Annotated in this window: 26 protein-coding genes and 1 pseudogene; 19 read left to right on the top strand and 8 right to left on the bottom strand. The window is 59.7% G+C overall.

All coding sequences use genetic code 11. The features are described 5' to 3' along the window. Nucleotides 1–70: 70 nt before the first annotated feature. The gene (locus tag LB559_RS07130) at nucleotides 71–508 is read right to left on the bottom strand and encodes a pseudoazurin (RefSeq protein WP_063170488.1); all 438 of its coding nucleotides are present in this window, start codon (nucleotides 506–508) and stop codon (nucleotides 71–73) included. Between the two features lie 150 nt (nucleotides 509–658). On the opposite strand from LB559_RS07130, the gene LB559_RS07125 reads away from it, so the two are divergent. Continuing rightward, complete coding sequence (locus LB559_RS07125) at nucleotides 659–1,360, top strand: Crp/Fnr family transcriptional regulator (protein ID WP_024505309.1); 702 nt, start codon at nucleotides 659–661, stop codon at nucleotides 1,358–1,360. Nucleotides 1,361–1,362: 2 nt separating this feature from the next. Here LB559_RS07125 and LB559_RS07120 read toward each other — a convergent pair whose 3' ends face one another. Then, a complete protein-coding gene (locus LB559_RS07120) occupies nucleotides 1,363–1,578 on the bottom strand; it encodes a DUF1858 domain-containing protein (protein ID WP_013525381.1) in 216 nt (71 codons plus the stop codon). Nucleotides 1,579–1,726: 148 nt separating this feature from the next. Here LB559_RS07120 and LB559_RS07115 point away from each other — a divergent pair, with 148 nt between their 5' ends. Next, a complete protein-coding gene (locus LB559_RS07115) occupies nucleotides 1,727–2,425 on the top strand; it encodes a CBS domain-containing protein (RefSeq protein WP_063170489.1) in 699 nt (232 codons plus the stop codon). Between the two features lie 57 nt (nucleotides 2,426–2,482). Here the strand turns inward: LB559_RS07115 and LB559_RS07110 are convergent, their stop codons facing one another. Both LB559_RS07110 and LB559_RS07105 read right to left on the bottom strand, forming a co-directional pair. Next, nucleotides 2,483–2,752 (bottom strand): DUF6455 family protein, encoded by a 270-nt coding sequence (locus tag LB559_RS07110; RefSeq protein ID WP_063170490.1) that lies wholly within the window; start codon nucleotides 2,750–2,752, stop codon nucleotides 2,483–2,485. A 159-nt stretch (nucleotides 2,753–2,911) separates the two neighbouring features. Continuing rightward, nucleotides 2,912–3,723 (bottom strand): annotated as a pseudogene (locus LB559_RS07105) (universal stress protein). A gap of 185 nt (nucleotides 3,724–3,908) precedes the next feature. Between LB559_RS07105 and LB559_RS07100 the strand changes: the two are divergent. After that, nucleotides 3,909–5,465 (top strand): PAS domain S-box protein, encoded by a 1,557-nt coding sequence (locus LB559_RS07100; RefSeq protein ID WP_013525377.1) that lies wholly within the window; start codon nucleotides 3,909–3,911, stop codon nucleotides 5,463–5,465. Further along, nucleotides 5,452–6,066 (top strand): response regulator FixJ, encoded by a 615-nt coding sequence (gene fixJ, locus LB559_RS07095; protein ID WP_013525376.1) that lies wholly within the window; start codon nucleotides 5,452–5,454, stop codon nucleotides 6,064–6,066. The genes LB559_RS07100 and fixJ overlap by 14 nt, the downstream gene beginning before the upstream one ends. Here fixJ and LB559_RS07090 read toward each other — a convergent pair. Continuing rightward, entirely contained in the window at nucleotides 6,063–6,272 is a 210-nt protein-coding gene (locus tag LB559_RS07090) for a hypothetical protein (protein WP_013525375.1), read from the bottom strand. The two genes, fixJ and LB559_RS07090, sit on opposite strands and share 4 nt — an antisense overlap. 185 nt (nucleotides 6,273–6,457) lie before the next feature. On the opposite strand from LB559_RS07090, the gene LB559_RS07085 reads away from it, so the two are divergent. The 12 genes from LB559_RS07085 to LB559_RS07030 all read left to right on the top strand — a co-directional run bounded on the left by LB559_RS07085 (nucleotide 6,458) and on the right by LB559_RS07030 (nucleotide 17,934). Beyond that, nucleotides 6,458–6,904 (top strand): pyridoxamine 5'-phosphate oxidase family protein, encoded by a 447-nt coding sequence (locus LB559_RS07085; protein ID WP_013525374.1) that lies wholly within the window; start codon nucleotides 6,458–6,460, stop codon nucleotides 6,902–6,904. A 138-nt stretch (nucleotides 6,905–7,042) separates the two neighbouring features. Continuing rightward, a complete protein-coding gene (locus LB559_RS07080; protein WP_224673619.1) occupies nucleotides 7,043–7,690 on the top strand; it encodes a helix-turn-helix domain-containing protein in 648 nt (215 codons plus the stop codon). A gap of 155 nt (nucleotides 7,691–7,845) precedes the next feature. Next, nucleotides 7,846–8,199: a hypothetical protein gene (locus LB559_RS07075; protein WP_318014158.1), complete on the top strand. Its 354-nt coding sequence runs from the start codon at nucleotides 7,846–7,848 to the stop codon at nucleotides 8,197–8,199. A gap of 119 nt (nucleotides 8,200–8,318) precedes the next feature. Next, the gene (locus LB559_RS07070) at nucleotides 8,319–8,570 is read left to right on the top strand and encodes a type II toxin-antitoxin system Phd/YefM family antitoxin (protein ID WP_024505312.1); all 252 of its coding nucleotides are present in this window, start codon (nucleotides 8,319–8,321) and stop codon (nucleotides 8,568–8,570) included. Between the two features lie 2 nt (nucleotides 8,571–8,572). Further along, entirely contained in the window at nucleotides 8,573–9,016 is a 444-nt protein-coding gene (locus LB559_RS07065; protein ID WP_224673618.1) for a type II toxin-antitoxin system VapC family toxin, read from the top strand. A 517-nt stretch (nucleotides 9,017–9,533) separates the two neighbouring features. Continuing rightward, nucleotides 9,534–11,171, top strand: coding sequence for a methyl-accepting chemotaxis protein (locus tag LB559_RS07060; protein ID WP_027163542.1), 1,638 nt, complete (start codon nucleotides 9,534–9,536; stop codon nucleotides 11,169–11,171). Between the two features lie 23 nt (nucleotides 11,172–11,194). Then, complete coding sequence (locus tag LB559_RS07055; RefSeq protein ID WP_224673617.1) at nucleotides 11,195–11,662, top strand: chemotaxis protein CheW; 468 nt, start codon at nucleotides 11,195–11,197, stop codon at nucleotides 11,660–11,662. Continuing rightward, a complete protein-coding gene (locus LB559_RS07050; protein ID WP_013525367.1) occupies nucleotides 11,659–12,900 on the top strand; it encodes a CheR family methyltransferase in 1,242 nt (413 codons plus the stop codon). The genes LB559_RS07055 and LB559_RS07050 overlap by 4 nt, the downstream gene beginning before the upstream one ends. Further along, nucleotides 12,900–13,604 (top strand): chemotaxis protein CheW, encoded by a 705-nt coding sequence (locus LB559_RS07045; RefSeq protein ID WP_224673616.1) that lies wholly within the window; start codon nucleotides 12,900–12,902, stop codon nucleotides 13,602–13,604. The genes LB559_RS07050 and LB559_RS07045 overlap by 1 nt, the downstream gene beginning before the upstream one ends. Continuing rightward, complete coding sequence (locus LB559_RS07040) at nucleotides 13,601–15,874, top strand: hybrid sensor histidine kinase/response regulator (RefSeq protein WP_224673615.1); 2,274 nt, start codon at nucleotides 13,601–13,603, stop codon at nucleotides 15,872–15,874. Before LB559_RS07045 ends, LB559_RS07040 begins: the two co-directional genes overlap by 4 nt. A gap of 22 nt (nucleotides 15,875–15,896) precedes the next feature. Then, nucleotides 15,897–16,916 (top strand): chemotaxis response regulator protein-glutamate methylesterase, encoded by a 1,020-nt coding sequence (locus tag LB559_RS07035; protein ID WP_013525364.1) that lies wholly within the window; start codon nucleotides 15,897–15,899, stop codon nucleotides 16,914–16,916. A 64-nt stretch (nucleotides 16,917–16,980) separates the two neighbouring features. Next, nucleotides 16,981–17,934, top strand: a complete 954-nt coding sequence (locus tag LB559_RS07030) for a PleD family two-component system response regulator (RefSeq protein WP_275954888.1) — start codon at nucleotides 16,981–16,983, stop codon at nucleotides 17,932–17,934. 286 nt (nucleotides 17,935–18,220) lie between these two features. On the opposite strand, the gene LB559_RS07025 is transcribed toward LB559_RS07030, so the two are convergent. After that, nucleotides 18,221–19,252, bottom strand: a complete 1,032-nt coding sequence (locus LB559_RS07025; protein ID WP_063170499.1) for a GlxA family transcriptional regulator — start codon at nucleotides 19,250–19,252, stop codon at nucleotides 18,221–18,223. An 86-nt stretch (nucleotides 19,253–19,338) separates the two neighbouring features. Here LB559_RS07025 and LB559_RS07020 point away from each other — a divergent pair, with 86 nt between their 5' ends. Next, a complete protein-coding gene (locus LB559_RS07020) occupies nucleotides 19,339–20,745 on the top strand; it encodes an FAD-binding oxidoreductase (RefSeq protein ID WP_224673614.1) in 1,407 nt (468 codons plus the stop codon). Nucleotides 20,746–20,962: 217 nt separating this feature from the next. Beyond that, nucleotides 20,963–21,256 carry a transcriptional regulator gene (locus LB559_RS07015; RefSeq protein WP_318014160.1) on the top strand — a complete coding sequence of 98 codons (294 nt, stop codon included), beginning with the start codon at nucleotides 20,963–20,965 and terminating at the stop codon, nucleotides 21,254–21,256. A 208-nt stretch (nucleotides 21,257–21,464) separates the two neighbouring features. On the opposite strand, the gene LB559_RS07010 is transcribed toward LB559_RS07015, so the two are convergent. Continuing rightward, the gene (locus LB559_RS07010) at nucleotides 21,465–21,722 is read right to left on the bottom strand and encodes a hypothetical protein (RefSeq protein ID WP_013525360.1); all 258 of its coding nucleotides are present in this window, start codon (nucleotides 21,720–21,722) and stop codon (nucleotides 21,465–21,467) included. 122 nt (nucleotides 21,723–21,844) lie between these two features. Here LB559_RS07010 and LB559_RS07005 point away from each other — a divergent pair, with 122 nt between their 5' ends. Continuing rightward, nucleotides 21,845–23,344 (top strand): winged helix-turn-helix domain-containing tetratricopeptide repeat protein, encoded by a 1,500-nt coding sequence (locus tag LB559_RS07005; protein WP_063170503.1) that lies wholly within the window; start codon nucleotides 21,845–21,847, stop codon nucleotides 23,342–23,344. Between the two features lie 738 nt (nucleotides 23,345–24,082). Here LB559_RS07005 and LB559_RS07000 read toward each other — a convergent pair. Then, nucleotides 24,083–24,481 carry a M24 family metallopeptidase gene (locus tag LB559_RS07000; RefSeq protein WP_024505323.1) on the bottom strand — a complete coding sequence of 133 codons (399 nt, stop codon included), beginning with the start codon at nucleotides 24,479–24,481 and terminating at the stop codon, nucleotides 24,083–24,085. Nucleotides 24,482–24,527: the final 46 nt, after the last annotated feature.

Below are 24,527 nucleotides of genomic sequence, written 5' to 3'. Positions count from 1 at the left end.
AACCGCCGCCCTCGGTCCGTCCGGCCCTCGCCTGCCCTCATGCGGCAGGCATGGCTGTATCGATTGCCGATCAGTTGACCGGAACCTGGGTGAACAGGTCGGCGAACACCGTCTTTGCCTTCCCGGGATGCTTGACCGCCTTGGCGGCATCGAGATTGACCGGCTTTCCGACAACGATCAGGGCGACCATGCCCATGCCGTAGTGAGGCGCGCATTTGACGCCGTAAACGCCCTCCTTTGTCAGCGTAACGGTGATTTCCTCGCTGGGCTTTCCCTTGAAGGGCTCGGCGCCGTCTGGAAGCATGCCTTTGATTGACTCGGCATCATGGCTCTTGTCGGTCGGCACGAACTTGACGGTGTCGCCAGGGGCTGCCTTGACGAAGGCCGGCTGGAAAACCATGGCGCCCTTTTCGCCCTTGTTGAGCATCTGCACCATATGCTCTTCGGCGCTTGCGCCGCCGGCGAGCGCCAGGGTAGAGACTGCGGCGGCGAGGATGGAGAGTTTCATCGATTTGTCCTTTGTTTCGTCTTCGCGGCATTGCGCCGTTCCATGCCATTTAGTCTGACGCGGCTGGGAACAATTTGCGCTGGCGCAAACTCAGGATAAGAAAGGTCTTCCGCACGACTGATGCGGAACCGTAGGGCCGTGAGGAATCGCTTGGCTGCGCTGGACCGATCGCTGATTTCGCGACTGCCGCTCTTCCAGGGTCTGACGCCCGACGAGCAGAGCGAGATCCTGCGGGATGCGCGGTCGTCTCGCTATGCCAAGGAGACTGCGATCTTCGAGCAGGAAGCCGAGGCTCATTCCTTCTTCGTGCTGATCGCCGGGCATATCCGTGTCGTTCGCACCACACCGGACGGACAACAGGTCATCGCCAGATACATCAGCGAAGGCGAGATTTTTGGCGTCGCCGCGGCACTTGGCCGAACGACCTACCCAGCCAGCGCAATTGCGGCGGTGGACTGCGTGGTGCTCGCCTGGCCAAACGCTCTGTGGCCGGACCTGGCGGGATGCTTCCCAGTGTTTGGGGCGGCCACATACAGGACGGTTGGAACCAGGCTGCAGGAGACGCAGACGCGGGTCGTGGAGATGTCCACCGAGCAGGTGGAGCAGCGGGTTGCGCATGCGCTTCTGCGACTGGCAAACCAGACCGGCCGAAAGACCGACAGCGGCATCGAAATCGATTTCCCGATTTCCAGGCAGGACATTGCCGAGATGACGGGAACGACGCTGCACACCGTCAGCCGCTTGCTCAGCAAGTGGGAAGACAATGGGATAATCGTCAGCGGACGCCAGAAGGTCACCGTGAAGGATGCGCATCGCCTTGTAGTTCTGGCCGAGAACCGGGACAAGCGCTGATCTCATTCTCTGCGGCGGACAGTCGCTTCCAGGTCGGCGATGAAACGGCTTTCATCGACGTGGTGTTCAAGGCACGCTTCAGCCACGGTATGGAATGTGCCGATCGGGCAGCCGACGCACAGCATCTTGTATCTCAGCACCACAGCCACCGTTGCCGGCCATTTCCTCATGATTTCGTCAACGACCATGTCGGGGTCAATCGAACTGGGTTGCTTCACGATGAAGTCTCCGCGATTTGCGAAGCCTCTTCATAAATCGCGTTCGGACCGCTCTCGTTGCGCTTTCGCAATCTGAAAATGATTCAGATCAAGACACGGCGCGCGCGACCTCGATAAGCAATGGGATAAAGTATCTGAGGAGGTTGGCATGCAAGCCAAAACCATAATGACCACAGCGGTCGTTGCAATTGATCCGTCTGCGTCGATCGCCGATGCAGCCGGATTGATGCTCTCCAGCAAGATCAGCGGGCTTCCCGTCATTCGCCGTGACGGCGCGCTGGTGGGCATTATCAGCGAGGGTGATCTCCTGCGCCGTGAAGAGCTGGGCACTCAGCGCAAGCGCCCACGCTGGCTGGAGTTTCTTGTCAGCCCGGGACGAGTTGCCGAAGAATATGTCCTCGCCAACGGACGGCGGATCGAAGAGGTGATGACCGACAGCGTCGTCACGGCATCCCCCAATGCATCGCTTGCCGAGGTCGTCGAGTTGATGACGCATCACCGCATCAAACGCGTCCCGATCGTCGACGGCGATAAAGTTGTCGGAATGATTGCCCGTTCCGATCTTCTTCGTGCGTTACTTGACATGCAGCCAGCCTCAACCCCGATGGCCATTGACAACGAACAGATACGCCAGAGCATCGTCGCGGAGCTTGCAGCGCAGAAATGGGCTCGAAATGAGCTGATCAATGTCACTGTCGACAAAGGGATCGTAAAACTGAACGGCGCCATCTTCGACGAGCGCGAGCGCCGGGCAGCAATCGTCGCGGCCGAAAATGCAGCCGGCGTTAAAGGCGTTGAGGACAATCTGTTTTGCGCCGAGCCGTTGTCCGTCATCCTGGTCTCGTAGCCAAGGGCTAGCACCACCATTTCCCGGGGCGAAATGTGTGCTTGGCCGCCCGACGTTCTAACGCTGTCCGGCCACATGTTGTAGCCGTGCGATCAGGTCGCGGTTGCGGCAATAGTCTGGCGGAGCATCGGCTTGCTCGTTTTGGTCGAGCCAAGTCGAGCATTCGTCCTGATGGCCGCAGGATCGGCAGCGGTTGACCGCACGATCGGTGACGGCTGCATGGTCCGCCACCACTTTCAACTGCCTGTCGACACCCAGCTTGCGTATCATGCGACCCATCAACGCGACCCTGGCGTCGACTGAAATCAGGTAGTAGAGAAAGCTCATCTTGGTCACTCCTGCCTTATGAGACTCATAGCCATGCAGGCAGCCGACGACTTGATCTCGATCAACCGACGGAGCCGTCGCCGGGCCAAGGCGGCGAAAGGGGTAGAGTGAAGTTCCTGGCCCCCCCGCCGCGTACTCGGCTGCTGGGGCGTCCACCCATCAATACGACATGAAGCGTTGATGCCGCTTTCCTCAATCAGCGAGCGGGTTATCCCGCCGAACGCCCATTCCCGCAGACGGCTGTGCCCATAGGCACCCGAGACGATCAGGTCCGCATGGATCGACCGCGCAAAAGTCAGCAACCTGTCGCCGTCTGGGTCGCCGGCGATCAGCTCAGTTCCTGCCATGATGCCGTGATGTTCGAGAAAGACCGCGACGTCGGCAAGGCTGTCGCGGATACTCTTGTCGCGGTCGGTATCCATTGTGGCAATAACGACTTCGTTGGCCGTGGCCAGAAGGGGCAACGCATCTGCTATCGCCCGCCGCGCTTCCCTGGTGTCCTTCCAGGCAACAAGAACGGTTTTTGCCATGACAGGCTCGACATTGCTCGCGGCAACCAGGACTGGCCGCCCAATACCAAGTACCAGACTGCCGACGTCCACTGCACGGAAGACATTTCCCCCCTTCTCGCTGCCGGTGACAATAAGATCGGCGGATCGAGCCGAAATGCTCAGGAAACGGGTTGGGCTGCAAACAGCTTGGCCCCATTCGCTAAAGATCGATGCAGGAAGCAGCCTCTCGAACTCGGCGCGTAATTCGGCAAGCCGCTTTTCGATTTCGGTGTGCTGGATCTGCATGACCTCGCCTTCGTAGACCATACCGTCGCCGGTCGCGACCAAGGGCGGAACATCCGCAGCCGCCAGACCGATGAGACGGGCGCCAAACCGTTCCGCGAGCTCGATCCCCAGCTTTACAATAGGTGCGGGAGGCGCATCGATGGCGAGGTTGACGATGATCGACTTGTAAGACATTGCGGGCGCCTTTCGCTGAACGATGGAATGCGGGATGAATTGCATTCGACAGCGTCCAATGCCTTGATGCGCATCAAAGGCCGGCAACTGCATCTGCGTTCGAAAACCTCGGCTCGATCCGTTTTGCGTGTGCGGCGAGAAGTGATAGTTAGCCCCGGTAGCACCGTCGAACCCAGGAACTTCAGGTGATCAAAGACGAAGCACTCAGTTTGTCACCCGGCGGGACGACACTGAAATCATTGTTGTCTCAAATGTTCGATCAGGCACCAGGCTTTATAGCGCTGCTGCGCGAGCCAGGTCACATTTTCGAGCTGACCAATGCCGCCTACCAGCGATTGACTGGCCACAGGCAAGTGATTGGAAAGTCAGTGCGGGACGCCTTTCCCGAGCTCGAAGGGAATGGGTTTTTCGAACATCTGGACCATGTGTACATGACCGGCGAGCCCTACATTGGCCACGGGGTGAAGGTCGGCCTTCGCAACATAGCCGACGGCCCGGTCGAAGAGCGCATCCTTGATTTTGTTTATCAGCCAGTCAAGGCTGACGATGGCCGGATCACCGCGATCTTCATTGAAGGTACTGATGTCAGCGAACTCTCCTTTGCAAATGCAGCACTTCGGCTGCGTGAGGACCATTTGCGGTCGATCCTGGCAACAGTGCCGGACGCGATGGTCGTCATCGACGAGCAGGGTGGGATTCAATCCTTCAGCACCGCTGCCGAAACGCTGTTCGGCTACCAGTCAGGCGAAGTCATCGGTCAAAACGTGAAAATGCTGATGCCCTCGCCCTACCGCGACGAGCATGACGCCTATCTGCTTCGCTACCTGACGACGGGAGAGCGCCGGATCATCGGGCTCGGCCGCACCGTGACCGGGGCACGCAAGGATGGCACGACTTTCCCGATGGAGCTTTCCGTTGGCGAGATGCATCCGGGGACGGGACGTTTCTTTACCGGCTTCTGCCGCGACTTGACCGAACGCCACCGGGCAGAAGCAAGAATCCAGGAGCAGCAGCAGGAACTGCTGCACATGGCGCGGTTCACCGCACTCGGCGAGATGGCCTCAACGCTTGCTCATGAGATCAACCAGCCGCTCACCGCCATCACGAACTACCTCAAAGGCAGTCGTCGGCTGCTTGAGAAGAGCCGGGACGAGAATGCGCCCATGCTTCGGGATGCCGTGGAAAAGGCAGCTGAGCAGGCCTTGCGGGCGGGCGACGTCATCCGTCACCTGAGGGATTTTGTAGCCAGGGGCGAAAGCGAGCGCCAGGTCGAACGACTGCCAATGCTGATCGAGGAAGCCGCCTCCCTAGCCTTGGTTGGTGCAAGAGAGATAAATCTCCTCGTCAGCTACAAGCTTGATCCAGTCGCCGAACTGGTCTTAACCGACCGCATCCAGATTCAGCAGGTTTTGCTCAACCTGATGCGCAATGCGGTTGAGGCTATGCAGGACTCGCCGCGCCGCGAATTGAAAGTCACAACAATTGCCCGGGATGATGGGATGGCCGAGGTAAGCGTGATCGACACTGGCCCGGGTCTCGCGCCGGAAGTCTCGGCTCAACTCTTCCAGCCGTTTGTAACCACCAAGAAGCAAGGCATGGGTGTCGGTCTCTCCATTTGCCGCACCATCGTGGAATCGCACGGTGGTCACATATGGGCCGAGGCGATGCCGACTGGCGGGACCGCCTTCCGATTCACCTTGCGCATTGTGGAGAAGGAAGAGGTCACAAATGGCCGGCAGTGATCTGGTGCACGTGGTTGACGACGACATGGACGTGCGCAAGTCGCTCGGTTTTCTTCTGGCGACTGCAGATTTTGCAGTACGCCTGCACGAATCGGCCACGGCTTTTCTCTCGACGGCAAAGGGCGACCTCGACGGCTGCATCGTCACCGACGTGCGCATGCCGGGCATAGACGGCATCGAATTCCTGCGCCAACTGAGATCCGGCGGGCATACAATTCCAGTTATTGTCATGACGGGCCATGCCGATGTGGCGCTCGCCGTTCAGGCAATGAAGGAAGGCGCTTCCGATTTCATTGAAAAGCCGTTTGATGACGAGATGCTGATCGACGCGATCCGCTCCACGTTGGCCAACCGCAACCAGGCGAATGCAACGCATCCGCAATCCTCCGAAATCCACGGCCGCCTGGCCACACTTTCGGAGCGGGAGCGGCAGGTTCTGGACGGGCTCGTGTCGGGTCTGCCGAACAAGACGATCGCCTATGATCTGGGTATCAGTCCGCGCACTGTCGAGATTCATCGTGCCAATGTGATGAGCAAGATGGCCGCGGGCAGCCTGTCGCATCTCGTGCGCATGGCGTTGATCGTGGAATCCAAACACTAGCAAGCGTCCCCGAGAGACTTGCCGCCGTCTGTCGGCATTGCCTTCGGCTGCCAGTAGCGCCAATGGGTCGGGCGGATATCGACGCGCACGCCAGTCCCGGCGTGCTTCCAACCCTGCCGGCCTTTTATACAGGGAAATACGAGCGCATGTTCGCCCTCCTCGTCGAAGACGGCGAGTTCGAGTTCGCGACCAAACGGAGCGCTCATGATCGGCTTCCACATCTCCCCATGATCTGGGGAAGCGGCAAGCAGCGCCTTGATTTAAATCATTTACGAAATTGCCGCCTATGCCGCTGCGGACGAGCGGCAAGCTGCCTTGATTGCGATCAATGACAGCTCCGGCGGCTGGGCCAACAGTCTGTTGGACGACCAATAGACTCAGGAGATCACACATGCTGATCCGCACATTATCCGCCCTGGAATGCACGAAATTGCTGACCGCCAACCGTGTCGGTCATCTGGCATGCGCGAAGGGTGGGCAGCCCTACGTGGTGCCGGTGCACTATGCGCACGCCGACAATCATCTCTACGCGTTTTCCATGCCCGGCAAGAAGATCGACTGGATGCGTGCCAATCCCCTGGTGTCCGTCCAGGTGGGTGAACGCGGCCAGGGCCGAGGCTGGAGAAGCGTCGTCGTCGATGGCCGTTATGAGGAACTGCCGGACCGGATTGGCCACAAGCTCGAGCGTGACCATGCATGGGCGATGTTGAGCAAGCATGCCGCTTGGTGGGAGCCCGGCGCCCTCAAGCCACTCATGCCTGCGGTGTCGGACAGTGCACCCCACGTTTTCTTCCGTATCTTGATCCAGCAGGTGTCGGGCCGCGAAGCAAGTGAATAGCTTTCTTCACTGCGGCGACCAGCGCTGGACCGATTTAGGAGGAGCGGCTCTAGGTAGTTTCCCGTAGGGACATAACCGAATTTCGCGACCCGCGGATTCGCGCGATTGCTGTGTCACGGATAAACCGGGAAAACAGCCATGCACGCCTACACCTCCTCCAGAATTTCGCTGCCGTCACGGTCTGCCCAGCCCAACCTGCCGGAGGCTTTTGAGCCCGCACTGCTGCAACCACTCAGCTTCTATCCCGCAGGCGCGGAAATCTACGCCCAGGGCGAGAAGGCCGGAGGCTTCTACCAGGTGGAGTTCGGCGCCGTCCGCGTCTACCGCCTGCTTGCTGACGGCCGCCGGCAGATCAGTGCCTTTCATCTCGCCGGAGAGACATTCGGCTTCGAAGCCGACACGACGCACCATTTCTTTGCTGAAGCGGTCAATTCCACCGGTGTCCGCGTCTTCCGCCTCACAGCTGGAGCGGATATGTCCCATCAGTTGCTGCCTCTGGCGCTAAAGGGGTTGACCAGAGCGCAGGAACACCTGCTGGTCCTCGGTCGCCAGAGCGCCATCGAACGCGTCGCCGCGTTCCTGGTCGACCTGTCGGAGCGCCAGGGCGGATTGCGGCAGGTCGAACTTCCGATGTCGCGCATGGATATCGGCGATTATCTTGGCCTCACCATCGAGACGGTATCGCGGATCTTCACCCGGCTGAAGGACAAGGGCGTCATCCGCCTGCTCAGCCTGCGCAGCATCGAAATCGTCAGGCATGATGCGCTTCATGCGATGAGCGAATGAGCTGCGCTCCGACTCCTGGATGGTACAAGCACTTCAGACCATTTGACAGCGGGGCAACAAGAGCAAGATAGCAGCGCGGAGGACATCTGTTATGCCGCTGGAAGATTGAGGAAACAGCGGCAAGTCTATCGGCGTTCAGGCTTCGGGAGGAAGGCATGGACCGGCACATGGCCACATTGCGTGCAGACCGTGTTCAAGCATCGATCACGTCGGATGCCGCTGAAAAATCGGCGCTGGTCGATTCGTGGCGGCGCTCGGCCTCGTTGCACAGGCTGGTTCCTGCAGGCCGGAAATCACCCCGGCGGCTAACCGACATCGAATTGAGCGTCGCCGGGCAGAAGGTCGAGCCGCTGCTCGCTGCCGCCCAGTCCAGTCTTGACAGGCTCTATCTGCCGTCGGCGGTGTCGGCTGCTGCTTGTTGCTGGCTAGTCGCGATTGTGTCGGGGTCGATCGCCGTACTTTCCAGATCAACGGGGAAGACGCGGTTTTCCGGATTAGACCTGATGTGAGATGTCAGCCTGCCAACTGGCGGCAGATCGAGCGCCGTAGGCGCACCGATCCGTCCTGACTGCTTGCCAAAACTCGCTCCATAATTTATATGACCACTTTAGTCACGGGAGCAATCATGATGAAAGAGATTCAGCTCAAAGACGTCAAGGCTACGTTCTCACATGTGGTCGACGAAGCGGTTGCGGGCACACCGACGGTCGTCACCCGTCACGGCAAAAGAGAGGCTGTCGTAATCAGCTATTCGGAGTACGAACGCCTTTCCCGTGTGCCGTCGCTGGGTTGGCTGCTCACAAACTCGCCCCTGGAGGAAGCTGACCTGCCAGCGCGAAGCCGAAAGCCCGCACGGGCTCTGCGCGATCCGGCGTTCTGACATTGTACCTTTTGGACACGAATGTCGTCAGCTTGCTTGCCCCTTCAAAACGCAGGACGCCCTCCGATGAGAAACTAGCGGCCTGGATAGTCGAGCGATCGTCCGACCTTTGGCTCTCCGTAATCACCTTGGCCGAGATCGAGGACGGCATCGCGAACGCCAAGCGAACCGGTGCCACCAAGAAGGCGGGCGCGCTCGCTGAATGGTGGGGAGAAATCCGTCACTACTACAGTAGCCGCATCCTCCCTCTTGACCTCGAAACGGCAACAATAACTGGGCAACTCATGACAGTCGCTCGGGCCGCTGGCATCTCACCTGGTTTCGAGGACATCGCTATTGCTGCAACAGGCATGCAACACGATCTGATCGTGCTCACGGACAACGAGAAGGATTTCAGGCCGCTCGGCATTCGGCATCAGAATTCGTTCATCGGGCTTCCAGAATAGGCGGACGGCGACCGATGGGCGCCTCCAGCATGACCATGCGATGACGTAGGCGGGGTTATGCGACGCTGGGCGAGTCTGATGGCGGTGCACCGGACTTCCTGGATCGACCAGCGGCCAGCGTATATTTGTGCCCCTTCAAGGTTCATAGGCCTTGTTGCCTATGGGCTGTCCAGGTTGTTTGCTTCAAAGGCCCAACGCTGACAGGGCCTTGGACGTGAGGTGAGAGCTTCATCGTCATTGAATACCTTTCTCATCGACGTCCAACGAGACGGTAACAATCAGTCATCCACCCACCTTGACGCGGGCGTGCCGCCCAGCGGATGTCGGGCTGATGTGCGCCGACGGAACACGTGTCCTCGACCGTCACTTCTGGCGAGCGGCATCGCCATCATTAGTGATGGAACGGAAAAGAAACCATTCAGCGTCAGACTACCGCTTTTCGACGCACCTTTTTCGAACACGTCGGAACGAGCGCTTGTCGCGCAGCCCACGATGCCCCCATTGGTGAATCGGATCCATGAAGAGTCTGACAATACGCCACCGCATCCTCGTCAGTTTCGCTGCCGTTCTGGTGGTCATGTCCGTGATCGCCGTCATCGCGTACGCCTGGTTTCTTCAGGCGGGGCAGGAGGCGACTGAGGTCGAGAAGGGCATCCTTCCAGACCTCTATCACAGCACCGCGATCATGATGGGCCAGATGACGGCCCATAGTCTGCTTCAGGAATATGCCCTTCAGGACAACCCATCGGATAGAAGCACGCTTGAAAGCGCGATCACGACCAATCGCGACCAAGTGCAGCGGTCGATGGGCGACTATGAAGCAACAATCGTCTCCGACATCGACAAGCAGAATTATGCAGTCGTCAAAGAACTCGCCAACCAATTTCGTCTGGCTGAAACTGCTGTGCTGGACACAAGCCGGGCTGCCTTGTCGAAAGGTGAAACTCCCAATGAAAGCCTGGCCATCAAGAACACCGTAGAGCCGATCTTTGTAAAGTTGCAGTCCGCTCTGCAGGCCATGGTTGAGGATCACAGAGGCGAGGCAAACAGCGCGACGCAGCGGATCAGCTCGATCGTTAGAACGGCCGAAGTCGGTTTGAGCGTTGGCTTGTTGATAGCCCTCGGACTAGCCCTTCTTTTGGGTTACCAGCTGTTTCGCGCCATTACAGGTCCGCTCACTCGTTTGGTCAACGCGGTTCAATTGATGCGGCAAGGCGACTTCAGCGAACGCCTCGATCTGAGGCGCCGAGACGAATTCAGCGTTCTTGCCGACGGCTTCAACGCAATGGCGGACGATCTCACAACCCTCATTGGTCAGGTTCAAAGGTCCAGCATACAGGTCGGCACATCGATAACTGAGATCGCCGCCACCTCCAAGCAACAACAGGCAACTGCGACTGAAATCGCAGCGACCACAACAGAAATCCGCGCGACAGCCAAGGAGATCTCCGCCACGTCAAACGAGCTCGTCCGCACGATGAACGAGGTCTCGACAGTTGCCGAGCAAACTGCTGCCGTCGCCGGCGGAGGGCAAGCGGGGCTAACCCGTATGGAAGAAACCATGCAGCAGGTCATGGAAGCGGCCGGCGCGATCAATTCCAAACTCGCGATCCTGAGCGAGAAAGCCGGCAGCATCAATCAGGTGGTGACGACCATCACCAAAGTGGCCGATCAGACGAACCTTTTGTCGCTCAACGCTTCCATAGAGGCTGAGAAGGCCGGCCAATATGGCCGGGGCTTTGCAGTGGTGGCGACGGAAATCCGAAGGCTCGCGGACCAGACGGCTGTCTCCACATACGATATCGAGCAGATGGTCAAGGACATCCAGTCGGCAGTCGCGGCCGGGGTGATGGGCATGGACAAGTTTTCCGAACAGGTCCGCCGGGGTATGCAGGAAATCCAGCAGGTCGGCGGGCAACTCTTCGAGATCATTCAGCAGGTTCAGGGGCTGGTGCCACGTTTCGAAGTCGCCAATGAAGGCATGCAAGCGCAGGCGACCGGCGCGGGGCAGATCAGCGACACGCTAACGCAGCTGAGTGAGGCAGCTCAGCAAACAGTCGAATCCCTTCAGCAATCGACGCTCGCGATCGACGAGCTCAATCAAGTCTCAGGCGGCATGCGAAGTAGCATTTCGAGGTTCAAGCTGAGAGCGTAGCGAGCCGGCAGTAGGGGGTGACAATGCTATTTCTCGCCTTCAGCATGGGTCCGGATCGCTACTTGATCGATGTCCACCAAATTGAAGAGGTGCTGCCTCGTCTCGATGTGAAGGTCCTGCCGGGTGCGCCAACCGGTGTGGTGGGTCTGGTCAGCTACAACGGAATACCCATCCCGCTGATCGATGTTACTCTTCTTGCGCTTGGCCGGCCGTCGGAGCGCCTATTGAGCACCCGGATCGTTGTGACGCGCTATCACGCGCAGGATGGCGAGCAGCGCCTGCTGGGACTGATCGCGGAACGGGTGACGGATACGCTTGAGCGAGACCCTGCCGACTTCGCGCCGTTCGGACTTGAACCAGGAACCCCGCCCTATCTTGGGCCGGTGGCTTCCGATGGTTCGGAGATCATTCAGTGGGTCAAAGTGGCATCGCTGCTTTCGGAAGAGATACGTACCGCATTGCTCCGCCAGGCCGCGACCGGTGATCAATGACCGGCGCAATTGAAAAGCTCCTGACGGAAACCATCGGACTGGACAGTGCCAGCGTTGGTCCGACAGTGGTCCGTCAGGCGGTCAGAGATCGGATGGCAGCATGCCGGATAACCAACCCTCAGACCTATAAGGAACACTTGACCGGTTCCTCGCAGGAGTTGCAGGAGTTGATCAATGCGGTGGTGATCCCGGAGACCTGGTTCTTTCGCGACCGAGAAGCGTTCACCATGCTGGCGCGGCATGCGCGCGTGCACAAGCGTGCTCAGCCGATTAAAGTCCTGAGCCTGCCATGTTCAACCGGCGAAGAGGCCTATTCGGTCGCCATGGCCATGTTCGATGCCAGCTTTGAGGCGCACGAGTTCAAGATCGATGGTGTGGACGTCAGCAGCCGCAATATCGCGACGGCTGAACGCGCGATCTATGGGCGCAATTCGTTTCGCGGCAGCCATCTCGAATTCAAGGATCGCTATTTCGAAGCGGCCGAGAGCGGGTTGCGTCCTACAGCTGCGGTGCTGAAACAGGTTCGGTTCAGGGTAGGAAACCTGTTCGGCTCTCGCGCGTCTTTCGGGCAAGAAGTCTATGACATCGTGCTTTTCCGCAATCTGCTGATCTATTTCAATCGAGAGCTGCAGGATCGCGCGTTGATCTGCCTGAAGGACCTACTGGCCAAAGACGGACTCCTCCTGGTCGGTCCGGCGGAAGCAGCTCTTCCAAGGTTGCATGGCTTTATTTCCGCTGAATGGCCATTGGCCTTTGCCTTCCTGAAATCGGAGCCCGTCAAGACCACGGCGCCGACAGTTTCGGCCGCCATCCCGGTGCCGACGCCAACCCCGAAGGTCAACAAGAGCAAGCCTCTTCTTCGGCCCCGACCGACAATTGGCAATGAAGCCCGTGGCCAGGCGCCGGCCAAGCCGCTTGCACAGGCCTCGGAAAGCCTCATCGCGGTTGAACGGATCGCCAATGCAGGACGGGTAAAGGAGGCACAGGAGGTCGCCCTGGCGCATCTCAAGGAATTCGGTCCTTCCGCGCAAATCTTCTACTTGCTGGGCCTCGTCCAGGATGCGGATGGCGCAGCACCCCAAGCCGCGCAAAGCTATCGCAAGGCGCTCTATCTCGCGCCAAATCATCGAGAAGCTCTCATCCATCTGGCTTTGCTGCTTCGCAAGCAAGGCGACCATAACGGCGCCGAGGCCCTGGCTGGCCGGCTAGGCCGGGTCCAGAAAAGGAGCGGCAGCTGATGGCGGCTTCGACAGGGATCGCTCAGCCGTTGGAGCAGATTGAAATCGACGACTGCTGGCGGCAAATAGGCGTACGGGGTGACAAGTCATGTCCGCTGCTGGAGCAGCATCTCCACTGCCGGAATTGCCCGACCTATAAGAAGATTGCACGACACCTCCTCGACCGTGCGGCTCCCTCGGTATATCGCGACGAATGGCCTGGTAACGCTGGTCGAGCGGGGATCGATCCGGCCGACGGCGAGGCGCTGCAGACGGCTGTTCTCTTCCGTTTGGGGGAAGAATGGCTGGCACTTCCGGTCGGTATTTTTCATGAAGTGGCTGAATCTCGCCGCGTTCATTCACTTCCACATCGCAGAAACCGTGCACTGCTCGGTATTGCGAATGTCCGTGGTGAATTGCTCGTTTGCCTGTCCCTGGCTGAATTGCTCGGGATAGACGAGCGCAAGGAGGGGGAGCAAAGCACGCGAACCAAGGTATTTCGCCGCCTGGTTGTTGTGGGCGAGCGCGACAAGCGGGTTGCCTTTACGGTTGATGAGATCCACGGCTTACATCGCTATCGGGCGCGCGACACTCTCGCTGTGCCAGCCACGATCGACAAGGCGCTGTCTGCGGCTACTAATGCCGTTCTGCCCTGGCAGGGACGGGCCGTTGGTTGTCTCGACCCAGAACAACTGCTCACGATGCTGGATCGGAGCATGGCATGACAGATGAGGACTTCAGCCAGGTTTCGATGCTCAGCCTCTTCCAGGCCGAACTGGAGACGCAGTCACAGGCACTAACGTCTGGGCTTCTGGCACTGGAACGCAATCCTGTCGCCGCCGATGCCCTGGAAGCATGCATGCGTGCCGCACATTCCCTGAAGGGAGCTGCCCGCATCATCGACCTGATGCCCGCGGTCAAAGTTGCAAATGCGATGGAAGATTGCCTGGTCGCCGCGCAACGTGGGCATCTGAGAGTGGGACGGGAGCATATAGATGCGCTCCTGCAAGGCTGTGACCTTTTGAAATTGATCGCATCAGGATCATCGAGCGAGCGCGCCAACTCAGAAATCGAAAGCTTTCTCGCGAAGTTTGAGGAATTGTCCCCCCCCGAGGCGAAGCCCGGGGCCCAAGATTTTGCAGTTGATTTCGCCACTCCTGATCATGCCCAGGATCAGCTGGCGACGACCTCTTCAGCGAATCTCCTCGTTGGGACGCCACCGCAAACCCACGGCAGCATTGGCTCTGATAGAATGGTTCGGGTGACGGCAGACAGCCTGAACCGATTGCTCGGGTTGGCTGGCGAGTCGCTGATGGAAGCTCGGCGGCTCAGGCCATTCGCTGACGGGCTACTGCGACTGAAGCGACTTCAATCGGACCTCGCAAGTGCGTTCGACAACCTTCACGCAGTGCTGCCGCCGGGTTCAAATGATGCGGCCGCAGTGGAGGCGCTGGCTGAAGCCCAGCGAAAGCTTCGGTTGAGCCAAGCGTTCCTGGCGGAGCGTCTCGATGAATTGGATTCAGTGGATCGCAAAGCGACCGATCTTGCCAACAGATTGTACGACGAAACGTTGGCGAGCCGGATGCGGCCTTTCGAGGACGGCGTGAGACACTACGCAAGAACGGTCCGCGACCTCGGTCGTACCCTTGGCAAGCGGGCGCGACTGGAGATCGTAGGCGGCTCGACCGGCATCGACCGCGATATCCTCGAGCAGCTCGATGCCCCCTTGGGGCATCTTTTGCGCAACGCTGTAGACCATGGGCTTGAACCGCCTGAGGAGCGCCTCGCGATGGGGAAACCCGAAGAGGGGCTGATCAGGCTCGAAGCGAGGCACAATGCCGGGCTGCTGCAGATAGCCGTGGTGGACGACGGCAGGGGGATCGAGATCTCGAAGCTGCGCGAGGCTGTCATCGCCCGACAGCTTGCGACCAGGGAAAGTGCTGACACACTCAGCGAAACCGAATTGCTCGCATTCCTGTTTCTGCCAGGCTTTTCGATGAAAGCGGGCCTTACCGACGTGTCCGGCCGTGGTGTGGGACTCGATGCGGTGCAGGCGATGACGAAGGAGGTCCGCGGAATCACGAGCGTTTCCTCGGAATTTGGTCGTGGAACCCGGTTTCAACTGCAGCTGCCGCTGACGTTGTCAGTCCTGCGCACACTACTCGTCGAAGTCGATGGGGAGCCCTATGCGTTTCCACTCGCCGCCATCTCCAAGACAATGAGATTGCAGCGGATGCAGATCAACCTGCTGCAGGGCCGACCGCATTTTCGCTTGAACGATCGACAGATCGGGCTGGTGACCGCGCGCGAAGTGCTGGATCGAGGAGAGTCCGGATCGGAACCGGACGAACTCTCGGTTGTCGTCGTGGATGCAGGTCGGGGCGATGCATACGGCCTGATCGTTGACCGTTTTCTCGGGGAACGCGAGCTGGTGATCAGACCTCTCGATCCACGGTTTGCCAAGATCAAGGACATCAGCGCAGCGGCCCTGATGGAAGACGGTTCGCCAGTTCTGATCTTCGACGTCGATGATCTGATCCGATCGGTGGAAAAACTTGCATCGTCTAGCGGATTTAGGGCTGTTGGGCGCGCTGCGGGCGGTCCCGAACCGGGCAGACGCAAGCGCGTGCTCGTGATTGACGATTCACTCACGGTCCGCGAACTCCAGCGCAAGATGTTGGGCAATCACGGTTATGATGTCGAAGTGGCGGTCGACGGGATGGACGGATGGAATGCCGTCCGGTCTGGTCCTTTTGATCTTGTCGTCACTGACATAGATATGCCGCGCATGGATGGCATCGAGTTGGTGAGCTTGATCAGAAAGGACGCCCATCTCAAGAACACACCCATAATGATCGTTTCATACAAGGATCGGGAAGAAGATCGCTCGCGCGGGCTTGACGCCGGTGCGGACTATTATCTGACCAAGAGTACCTTTCAGGACGAGGCGCTGATCCATGCGGTCGTGGACATGATTGGCGAGGCGACTGAATGAGATCGAAATTGGAAGCCAACGAATGAGAATCGGCGTAGTCAACGACATGCCGATGGCGGTTGAGCTTCTGCGCCGGCTGGTCTTGTCGACCGGCGAACATCAGGTCGCATGGGTCGCGACCAATGGGCGTGAGGCGGTCGAGGTCTGCAGACGTGATCTGCCGGATCTGATACTCATGGATCTAGCGATGCCAGAGATGGACGGCGTGGAAGCGACGCGCAGAATCATGGCGGAAACCCCGTGCTCAATCTTGCTGGTGACCGCCAGTATCGAAGCCAACCTCGCCGGTGTCTACGAAGCAATGGGTCATGGCGCGCTTGACGCGGTCGATATTCCGTCAGTAGGCATCGAAGGTAACGCGTCCTCGCAATCCGCACGGCTTCTAACGAACAAGATTGCGACGATCGGCAAGCTGATCGGTGATGCGCCGGCCAAGACAAAAAGGCGGATGTCACGTGACGCTGAGCCGACACCTCGACGCTTAATTGCAATCGGCGCCTCCGCGGGCGGGCCGGCCGCCGTTGCCGCAGTCCTGAGTGCGTTTCCCGTTGATTTTGACGGCGCGATCGTGCTCGTCCAGCATCTCGATGCTCAGTTCGTGCCGGGGCTTACTGATTGGCTGGGACAGCATACGCCTCTCCCGATCCGTCCGGCGCGGGAAAAGGATAGTCCTCAAGCGGGCACTGTTCTCGTAGCCAGTTCTGCGGATCATCTGGTTTTCAAATCAGCTCAGCAACTTGGCTATACGCCCAGCCCCAAGGACAATGTTTATCGGCCGTCCGTGGATGTGTTCTTCGAAAGTGCGGCGCAATGGTGGCCTGGCTCGGTGATTGGTGTCCTGCTCACAGGCATGGGCAGAGATGGTGCGCGCGGGCTAAGACAGCTCCGCGACAAGGGGCATCTCACAATCGCGCAGGATAGAGCAACGAGTGCCGTCTATGGCATGCCGAAGGCCGCTGCCGACATCGGCGCGGCTGTTGATATTCTTCCTTTGAGTGCGATCGGCTCACGTATAATCGAAGCCTGCGAACGCTCCACGTGAAAGGGCTCGTCAGATGACGCAAGAACCAGAGCTGGTCCCGCCACTCGCAGATAACTATTCATCCATGGTTCTGCTCATCGATGATCAGATCATGGTTTGCGAGGCGGTCAGGCGTGCTTTAGCCAACGAGCCCGATATTTCCTTACACTTCTGCACCGACCCGTTGAGAGCAATGACAGTCGCGGATGAGGTAAAGCCAACCGTTATCCTGCAGGATCTCGTCATGCCCGGCGTCGATGGGCTGCATCTGGTGCGAGAATACAGGAAGCATGCGTCGACGCGCGCGGTCCCAGTCATTGTGCTGTCGAGCAAGGAAGATCCAGCCACCAAGGGTGAAGCCTTCGCTGCGGGAGCGAACGACTATCTCGTCAAACTGCCGGATCGTATCGAGCTGATTGCACGTATTCGATATCACACGCGGGCTTATCTGGATCACGTCCAGCGAGACGCGGCATACCGAGCGCTGAGGGAAAGCCAGCGACAGCTGATCGGTGCAAATCTCGAGCTTGAACGTCTGACGCGGATCGATGGCCTGACGGGCCTCGGCAACAGGCGCTATTTTGATGAATATCTGGCGGCCGAATGGAAGCGCGCTTTTCGCGCACAGTCCCCATTGTCGCTGTTGATGATTGATGCCGACAACTTCAAACGATACAACGATACCTATGGCCATATGGCCGGCGATGAGGTGCTCAAGCAAATCGCCCGCGTAATCCAGAGCGGTTCCGGCCGCTCCACCGACCTAGCTGCGCGGTACGGAGGCGAAGAGTTCGTGGTCGTGCTGGTCGACACTTTACTGGAACAATCCAGTGCGATCGCAGAGCGGCTCGTCCAGGGCGTGCGGGAGTTGAACATACCCCACGGCCCGGATCGTGTGACCATCAGCGTCGGGGTTGCAACAGCGGTGCCCACCGCGGACGAGACGCCAAATGATTTCGTCAATGCTGCCGATTTGGCCCTATTTCGTGCCAAATCGGAAGGACGAAATCGTGTCGCGGTTCATATGTCCCGCAGCTAGACAAGCTGAACGTACTTCTCAGGCTAAGATGGAACTTTCTGAGCGTACGTTGAACGCGCCTGGGCTCGCCCGGGCCTTCAAGAAGCTCTATGCCGACCAGCTCGCTTACTTTGCGGCTGGAGCTCGAACCCATCGTTAATGACCGCTGGGCGTCCGGTTCTGGGTGGGAACGTGCCGGTTCGCCTGATCGCTCGAATTTCTGCTTTTGGGATTCCGCTGGGGCCAGCTCAACGGCTGACTTGAGGCGCAAAGCGGAATATCGGCATCGCGCCGCGATGGTTGAGATTCAATCGCGGCTCAATGCTCGCCGGAGAGCACCGAAGCGAATGCGATATTGCGCCGGCGTCACCCCGACCTTGCGGCGGAAGAGACGCCCGAAAAAACTCGCATCCTCATAGCCGACTTCACTCGCCACCGCTTCGACCGGGAGATCGCCGGTCTCCAGCATCTGCTTGGCTTGCTCGAGCCTGAGCGCGTGGATGTAGTCGATTGCCTTCATTTCCGTGGCCTTGGCGAAGCGGCGCACGAAGGAGCGCTCGGACAGGCCTGACAACTTGGTCATGGCGGCGACGGGCGAGGGCGTCCGGTAGTTGCCTTCGGCCCATTTCTGGCAGCGGTTGATCACCGCGTCGTCGGTCTGGCGAAAGCGCATCAGCGCGGCGAAGGGCTGTTGGCCCATGTCGTGCCACTGCAGCATGTAGACCTTGGCGACCTGCATCGCCTCCTTGAGGCTGACGAAGCGCGCGATCAGATAGAGGGCGAGATCCTCCCAGCTCGAGCCGCCCCCGGCCATGACGATGCGGTGGGCCTCGCCGGTCAGCACGAGTGACTGGCCCGGCTTCACCTTAACGCCGGGATAGTTGTTCGTGAGCGTCTCGACATAGCCCCAGTGAATGGTGGCATCGCGATTGTCGAGTAGCCCGGCCTCGCCGAGCAGCACCGCGCCCGAACAAGCGCTGGCCAGCATGGCGCCGTCGTCATGCGCTCGCTTCAGCCATGCGGCTTCGGCGTCATACTGCCCGGCGACGCTTTCTCCCGGATTGACGAAGAAATCTGGAATACAGACGATGTCGGGTGGCGGGCAATCGGCAAGGCTGTGATCTGGGCGCACCCAGATGCCGTTTGCAGCGCGAAACGGGCTGCCGTCCCCAGCAACCACATAGGGCCGCATGCGCGGCGTGCCCGCCGCACCGCTGGTTATGAACAGGAAATCCCTGCCGGGCGAGGAAAACAGGTCGAACATGCCGTAGATCGTGGAGGCGGTAGCCTCCGGAACGGCAAGGATCGCCACATTCAATGGGCCGATCTGTTCAACCATGGCAGAAATGACCGCCTTTCAGCATTTTCGACTTTAGCGGCCGTGCCCGCGCCGCGCTAGCGTGTGTGAAACGAGGAGACCGCCACATGGCCGCCACCGCTACCCTTGCAGCATCGAGCATCGAAAGCTTCCGTTCCATCATGCGCGGCGAGGTGCTGGAGCCGTCGAGCCCATCCTATGACACGACGCGGATCGTCTGGAACGGCATGATCGACCGACGTCCCGCTCTCATCGCGCGCTGCCGGAGTTTTGCCGATGTCGAGGCGTCGGTGAATTTCGCGCGCGAAGAGCGGCTGGCGATCGCGATCCGCTCGGGAGGCCACAATGTTGCAGGCTACGCCGTCTGCGACGGCGGCCTGATGATCGACATGTCGCTAATGAATGGCGTGCGGGTCGCGCCCGGCCTCGATCGTGTCTTCGTTGAGGGCGGCGCTATTTGGGCCGATGTCGATGCGGCCACCACCCCGCTTGATCGCGCCACGCCGGGCGGCCTGATTTCGGCGACGGGCGTTGCCGGCCTGACTCTTTCCGGCGGCATCGGCTGGCTGCGCGGCAGCCACGGCCTCAGCGTCGACAATCTGCTGGCGGCCGATCTGGTGACCGCCGATGGCCGCCTCATCCATGCCGACGCGACCCAGAACCCGGATCTCTTCTGGGCGCTGCGCGGCGGCGGCGGCAATTTCGGCGTGGTGACGAGCTTCGAGTTCAAGCTGCATCCGATCGAGCCGGAGCTGATGTTATGCGGTCCGGCCTATCCCGAAGAGCGCGCCAACGAGATCATTCCACTCTGGCGCGACTTCATGCAGACCGCACCCGATCGCCTGAGCGGCCTAGCGGAATTCTCCACGCTGCCGAACGATCCCTCGATTCCCGAGCGTGCAAGGGGCCGGCGCGTCCTGGCGCTTGCGCATGTCTATGACGGACTGGCCGACGAGGGCGAGCGGGTCGTGGCGCCCTTACGCAGTTTTGGAGCACCGCTTGTCGATTTCAGCGGGCGCATGCCGTATCGCACCATCCAGTCGCTCTATGACGGCCTGTTCCCGAAAGGCCGCGACCGTTGCTACTGGAAATCCACCTACCTCTCGCGCCTCGACGACGAGGTTATCGGGGAGATCACCGCGCGGATGGCGAAGCGGCCCTCCGAAATGACCTTCGCCTCGATCTGGAAGTTCGGCGGTTTCGTCCAGCGCGTTGCAGCCGATGCCACTGCCTTCGGTGACCGGTCCATGCCCTTCATGCTCAGCCTCGACGCCATCTGGCCAGGCGCTGATGAGGACGACGCGAACATCAGCTGGGTTCGCAGCTTGTGGCAGGACGTGCAGCGCTACTCGACCGGGCGCCTCTATCTGAACTTCCCCGGCCATGGCGAAGGAGCGGACCTCGTACGCGACGCCTTGGGAGCCGAAGCCTATGGGAGGCTCGCCAAGATCAAGCACAGATACGATCCGGACAATCTGTTCCGCCTCAACCAGAACATCCTGCCAATGCACTAACGCACAATTCAAGTCGGCGTACGGTAGCGACTCTCGCCTGGGCATTTGCCAAGTCACGAACGGCTTACGATCATTCGCCGAAATCCGAGCTCCCCGCACGCGCTGGATGATGATCAGTCTTCGCAGCGCGAAACCGTGCTAGTATTGGACTGCGGCTTCGTGCTTGAGGGGAACCGGCTTGAATAGCTCGCCGCCTACAACGTTCGTACTCAACGGCGTGACCGCCGACGTGAGTAGGGAGACCTTGCGCGACCAATTCAACAGGACAATCGCAGTTCGCCACCAGACCTTCGCGGTACCTCGCCACCTTCTGGAGAACGCTGATCGCGTCATCACCAAGGACGAGTTGATGAAGGCGGTCTGGAACGGGCTAGCCGTCACCGATGACAGCCTGGTCCAATGCATTCACGAGATCCGTGCGGCGCTCACGACAGTCGCCAGGCCGTCGTGCAGACAGTGCCGACGCGCGGTTACAGGTTGGTCCTTCCCTCAAATGCCGGACCAAGAATGATTACAATTCTGGCGGCAGAATTGGCCGCCGAGGTCCGGCCGGCAGGCCAGGATGAGCGGAGCATTGCTGCACCTACCCCGGCCTACAGGCAGGTCCTTGATCGGCTACTGATAGAACATGCCGGTCGTGTCTTTGCGGCGTCGATGAGACAGTACTTGCGGAGTTTGCTGGCCCTGTGCAGACAATCGTTCACAGCTATGGATGCAAATCACGCCTTCCAGAACGGCTTTTGAAGTTCCGCCTCGACGGCAGCCAGGGTGAGACCGACGTCGTCGATCCGCTGAGGCCCATCTTCCGCCAGTCGCTTCAGTTCCTCGCGATAGTACTTGCGCTCGCGCCAGACCGCGACCAGGCCGCGCAGGGCGAAGAGTCTCGCCCAGACCGATACCGGTTCAGTCGTCCACGTCGGCTGTTCGCTCCAGAGAGACTGGTAGAGTCTTGAGGTAAGAGAAAGCTGCGTGCTCATTTGGCTCGTCCTTTCTTGGTGCTGCTAAAATCGATAACGCTACTTTGGCGGATGAGCGGACCTGCGTACTAAAGCGCGGCCGAAACTGTTCCGAAAAATTCCGAAACGTTTAATATGGCGGGATGCAACGGGTTCACCTCACCTTTGGTCCGTTCGTGCTCGACCCTGAGAAGGGGACGCTCCTGCGACATGAAATACCGATCTCCATCGGGCATCGCGGCATCACGCTGCTCGCCACGCTTGCGGCCCGGCCCGGCGACATCCTGACCAAGGCCGAGCTGATGGAAGCTGCCTGGCCGGGCCTAGCGGTCGAGGAAAGCAATCTCACCGTCCAGATTGCGACGCTGAGGAAGGCGCTCGGCCCCACCGACCAAGGTGGCGACTGGATCGCCACCGTGCCTCGCGTCGGCTACCGCTTCACCGCGCCTGTCGAGCGCGTGGAAGGTTCAGTGCAGCGACCAATCGCGCCGTCCGGCAAACCCACCATTGCCGTGCTGCCCTTCGCCAATTTGAGCGGCGATCAGGACCAGCATTATCTGAGCGACGGCATCACCGAAGATATCATCACTGAACTGGCGCGTTACCGGTCGCTCGTGGTGATCGCGCGTAATTCATCTTTTCAGTTTCGTGGGCCAGCGCCGGAGGGCGCGGAAGTCCACCGGCAACTCGGCGCGCGCTACCTCGTCGAGGGCAGCGTGCGACGGCTCGGGAGCCGTATCCGGATCACGGCGCAGCTGATCGACGGCGCCAGCGGCTTCCATTTGTGGGCTCAACGCTACGACAGGGCGCTTGAGGACATCTTTTCGGTTCAGGAGGAGGTGGCGGCCCTCGTGGCTTCAACCGTCCAAGGCGCCGCCGAGGCAGATGCGACTAGCCGCTCGCGGCGAACGCCGCCGGCCGATTGGGCCGCCTACGACTACTACTTGCAGGGTCGCGCGCACTACCATCAGTATGAAATGGACAAGGGCGAATCCATGTTTACCCGGAGCGCCGAACTCGATCCGACTTTTGCTCAAGGGCATGCCTATCTAGCGCAGTGCCTGGTTGCGCGATTCTGGTACGACCGCGATCCTCGTACGCTGCAAAGTGCCTTGCGGTCTGCGCGCACAGCGCTCCTGCTCGACCGGAATGACGGCATCTGCAACCAGAGCATGGGTCTCGTGCTTGTACATATGCGCCAGCATGGGGATGCCGGACTGCATTTCCAGCAGGCCCGTACGCTCAATCCGCACGACGTCAACATTGCCGGAGACTATGCAAGCTGGCTCAACTACGGCGGCCAGCCTCAGCAGTCCTTGGCGGTCCTCGAAAGGGCCATACTGCTCGACCCGTTGCCCCCGGTCTGGTTCTGGGAGGTGAAGGGAAGCGCGCTCTTCCTGCTCGGCCGATACGCCGACGCCATCGACGCTTATCGGAAGGCCGGCGACCAGTTCTTCATCCATGCCTTTCTCGCGGCGGCCTACGCCCATCTAGGCGAGATGGAAAACGCGCATGTCGCAGTCGAAGCCACACTGAGGCTGCAACCGGACCTCTCGCTTGGCTACCTTGCCCACCTTCCCTTCGCAGACCCATCTTCCTTCGAACACTTCCTCTCCGGCTTCAGAAAGGCCGGCTTTTTATAGGATCCAGCCGGTCCGACAACTCATCGCCGCAGTTGCGTGCATGTGAGCAGTAAGAAGGACGACGGCAATGATAATCGACAGGACAACCTCCCACACTGTTGGAACCTGACATACGGGGTCATTGCTGGATCAGGCCCGTCGTCCAGCAACGCAGTCATGTTACCTTTGGCAGACCGTCCGCTTTCGGGCGAAGGTAAAGTTTGCCGAACTCCGAGATCAGGCGCATTGCTGCCGCCAGCCGGCAACCGCTGCGAGGGTGAGGAAGGACAATGGGATTGTGCCTGGCGCCAGGTCGCTCGCATCGAGAAGAAAGACCCGCCATGTGGAAGCTGCCGGACCCGATCACCACGGTCGGGCGTCACGGCATCCTGTTCGGGACCGCCATACTCCCATGAGTGTCAGCGACGGCTGGTTTCGACCTTCGGCAACAATATCTGGTTCGTCCTCGTGCATGTAAAACTGGAAAGAAACGCGCAGTCGCGACGTTCTCTACATTGCGGTACTTGACATGGACTCGATATCGCTCGCGCAGTATCCTCTCGGCTTGACGCGTGTCCACGGTGCCCGGAATGTCAGGCGCACGCGTGAGTTCACCAAGTGGGTTCTCTCGCTACCCGGCAGTGAGGCAGCCTCGCCTGGTCCGCTCGGATTGCTACCAATACCAGCTGTGTTTTGGGCATGCGTTTGAGGGCAAGTCTTCAGAGCCTCGCCGGACAGGTGGAAATGAGCTCGGTGCGATCAGGATGGACAATTGTGCTCGAACTTGACATAGCCGACGTCTTCGCGGCCCGCCATGCACTCGACGGCGATGGCCATCCCGGCTCCAACCTTGAAGCTGTTATCTGGCACTAACCATGGTCCGCCCCAGCCCAGTCCGAAGGAATGGCCATAGATTGGGTAGCCGCAAAAAATTCCGCGGCCGTCAAGAACATCGAGGACTGCCTTGTACAGATCGCTTGCCGTTACGCCAAGGCGGCATGCGGCCACGCCTGCCTCAATTCCGGCAATGGCACCGTCGTAGATTTCATTCTGCCGCGCGGACCACTTTCCCCGACAACGACAGACCTTGAGAAGTCCCAGACCTAGCCCTCGACAGAAGGCGATGAGGGCCTGCCCCTCAGACCCCGTGAACATCATGCGAACACGACGCCAAAAGCTTCATTGCCCTCATCTCGCGGCAGAT

Origin of the sequence: Mesorhizobium sp. BR1-1-3, assembly GCF_020165455.1 — a bacterium.
Lineage (GTDB): Bacteria > Pseudomonadota > Alphaproteobacteria > Rhizobiales > Rhizobiaceae > Mesorhizobium > Mesorhizobium ciceri.
This window is presented reverse-complemented; position numbering and strand designations above follow the sequence as displayed.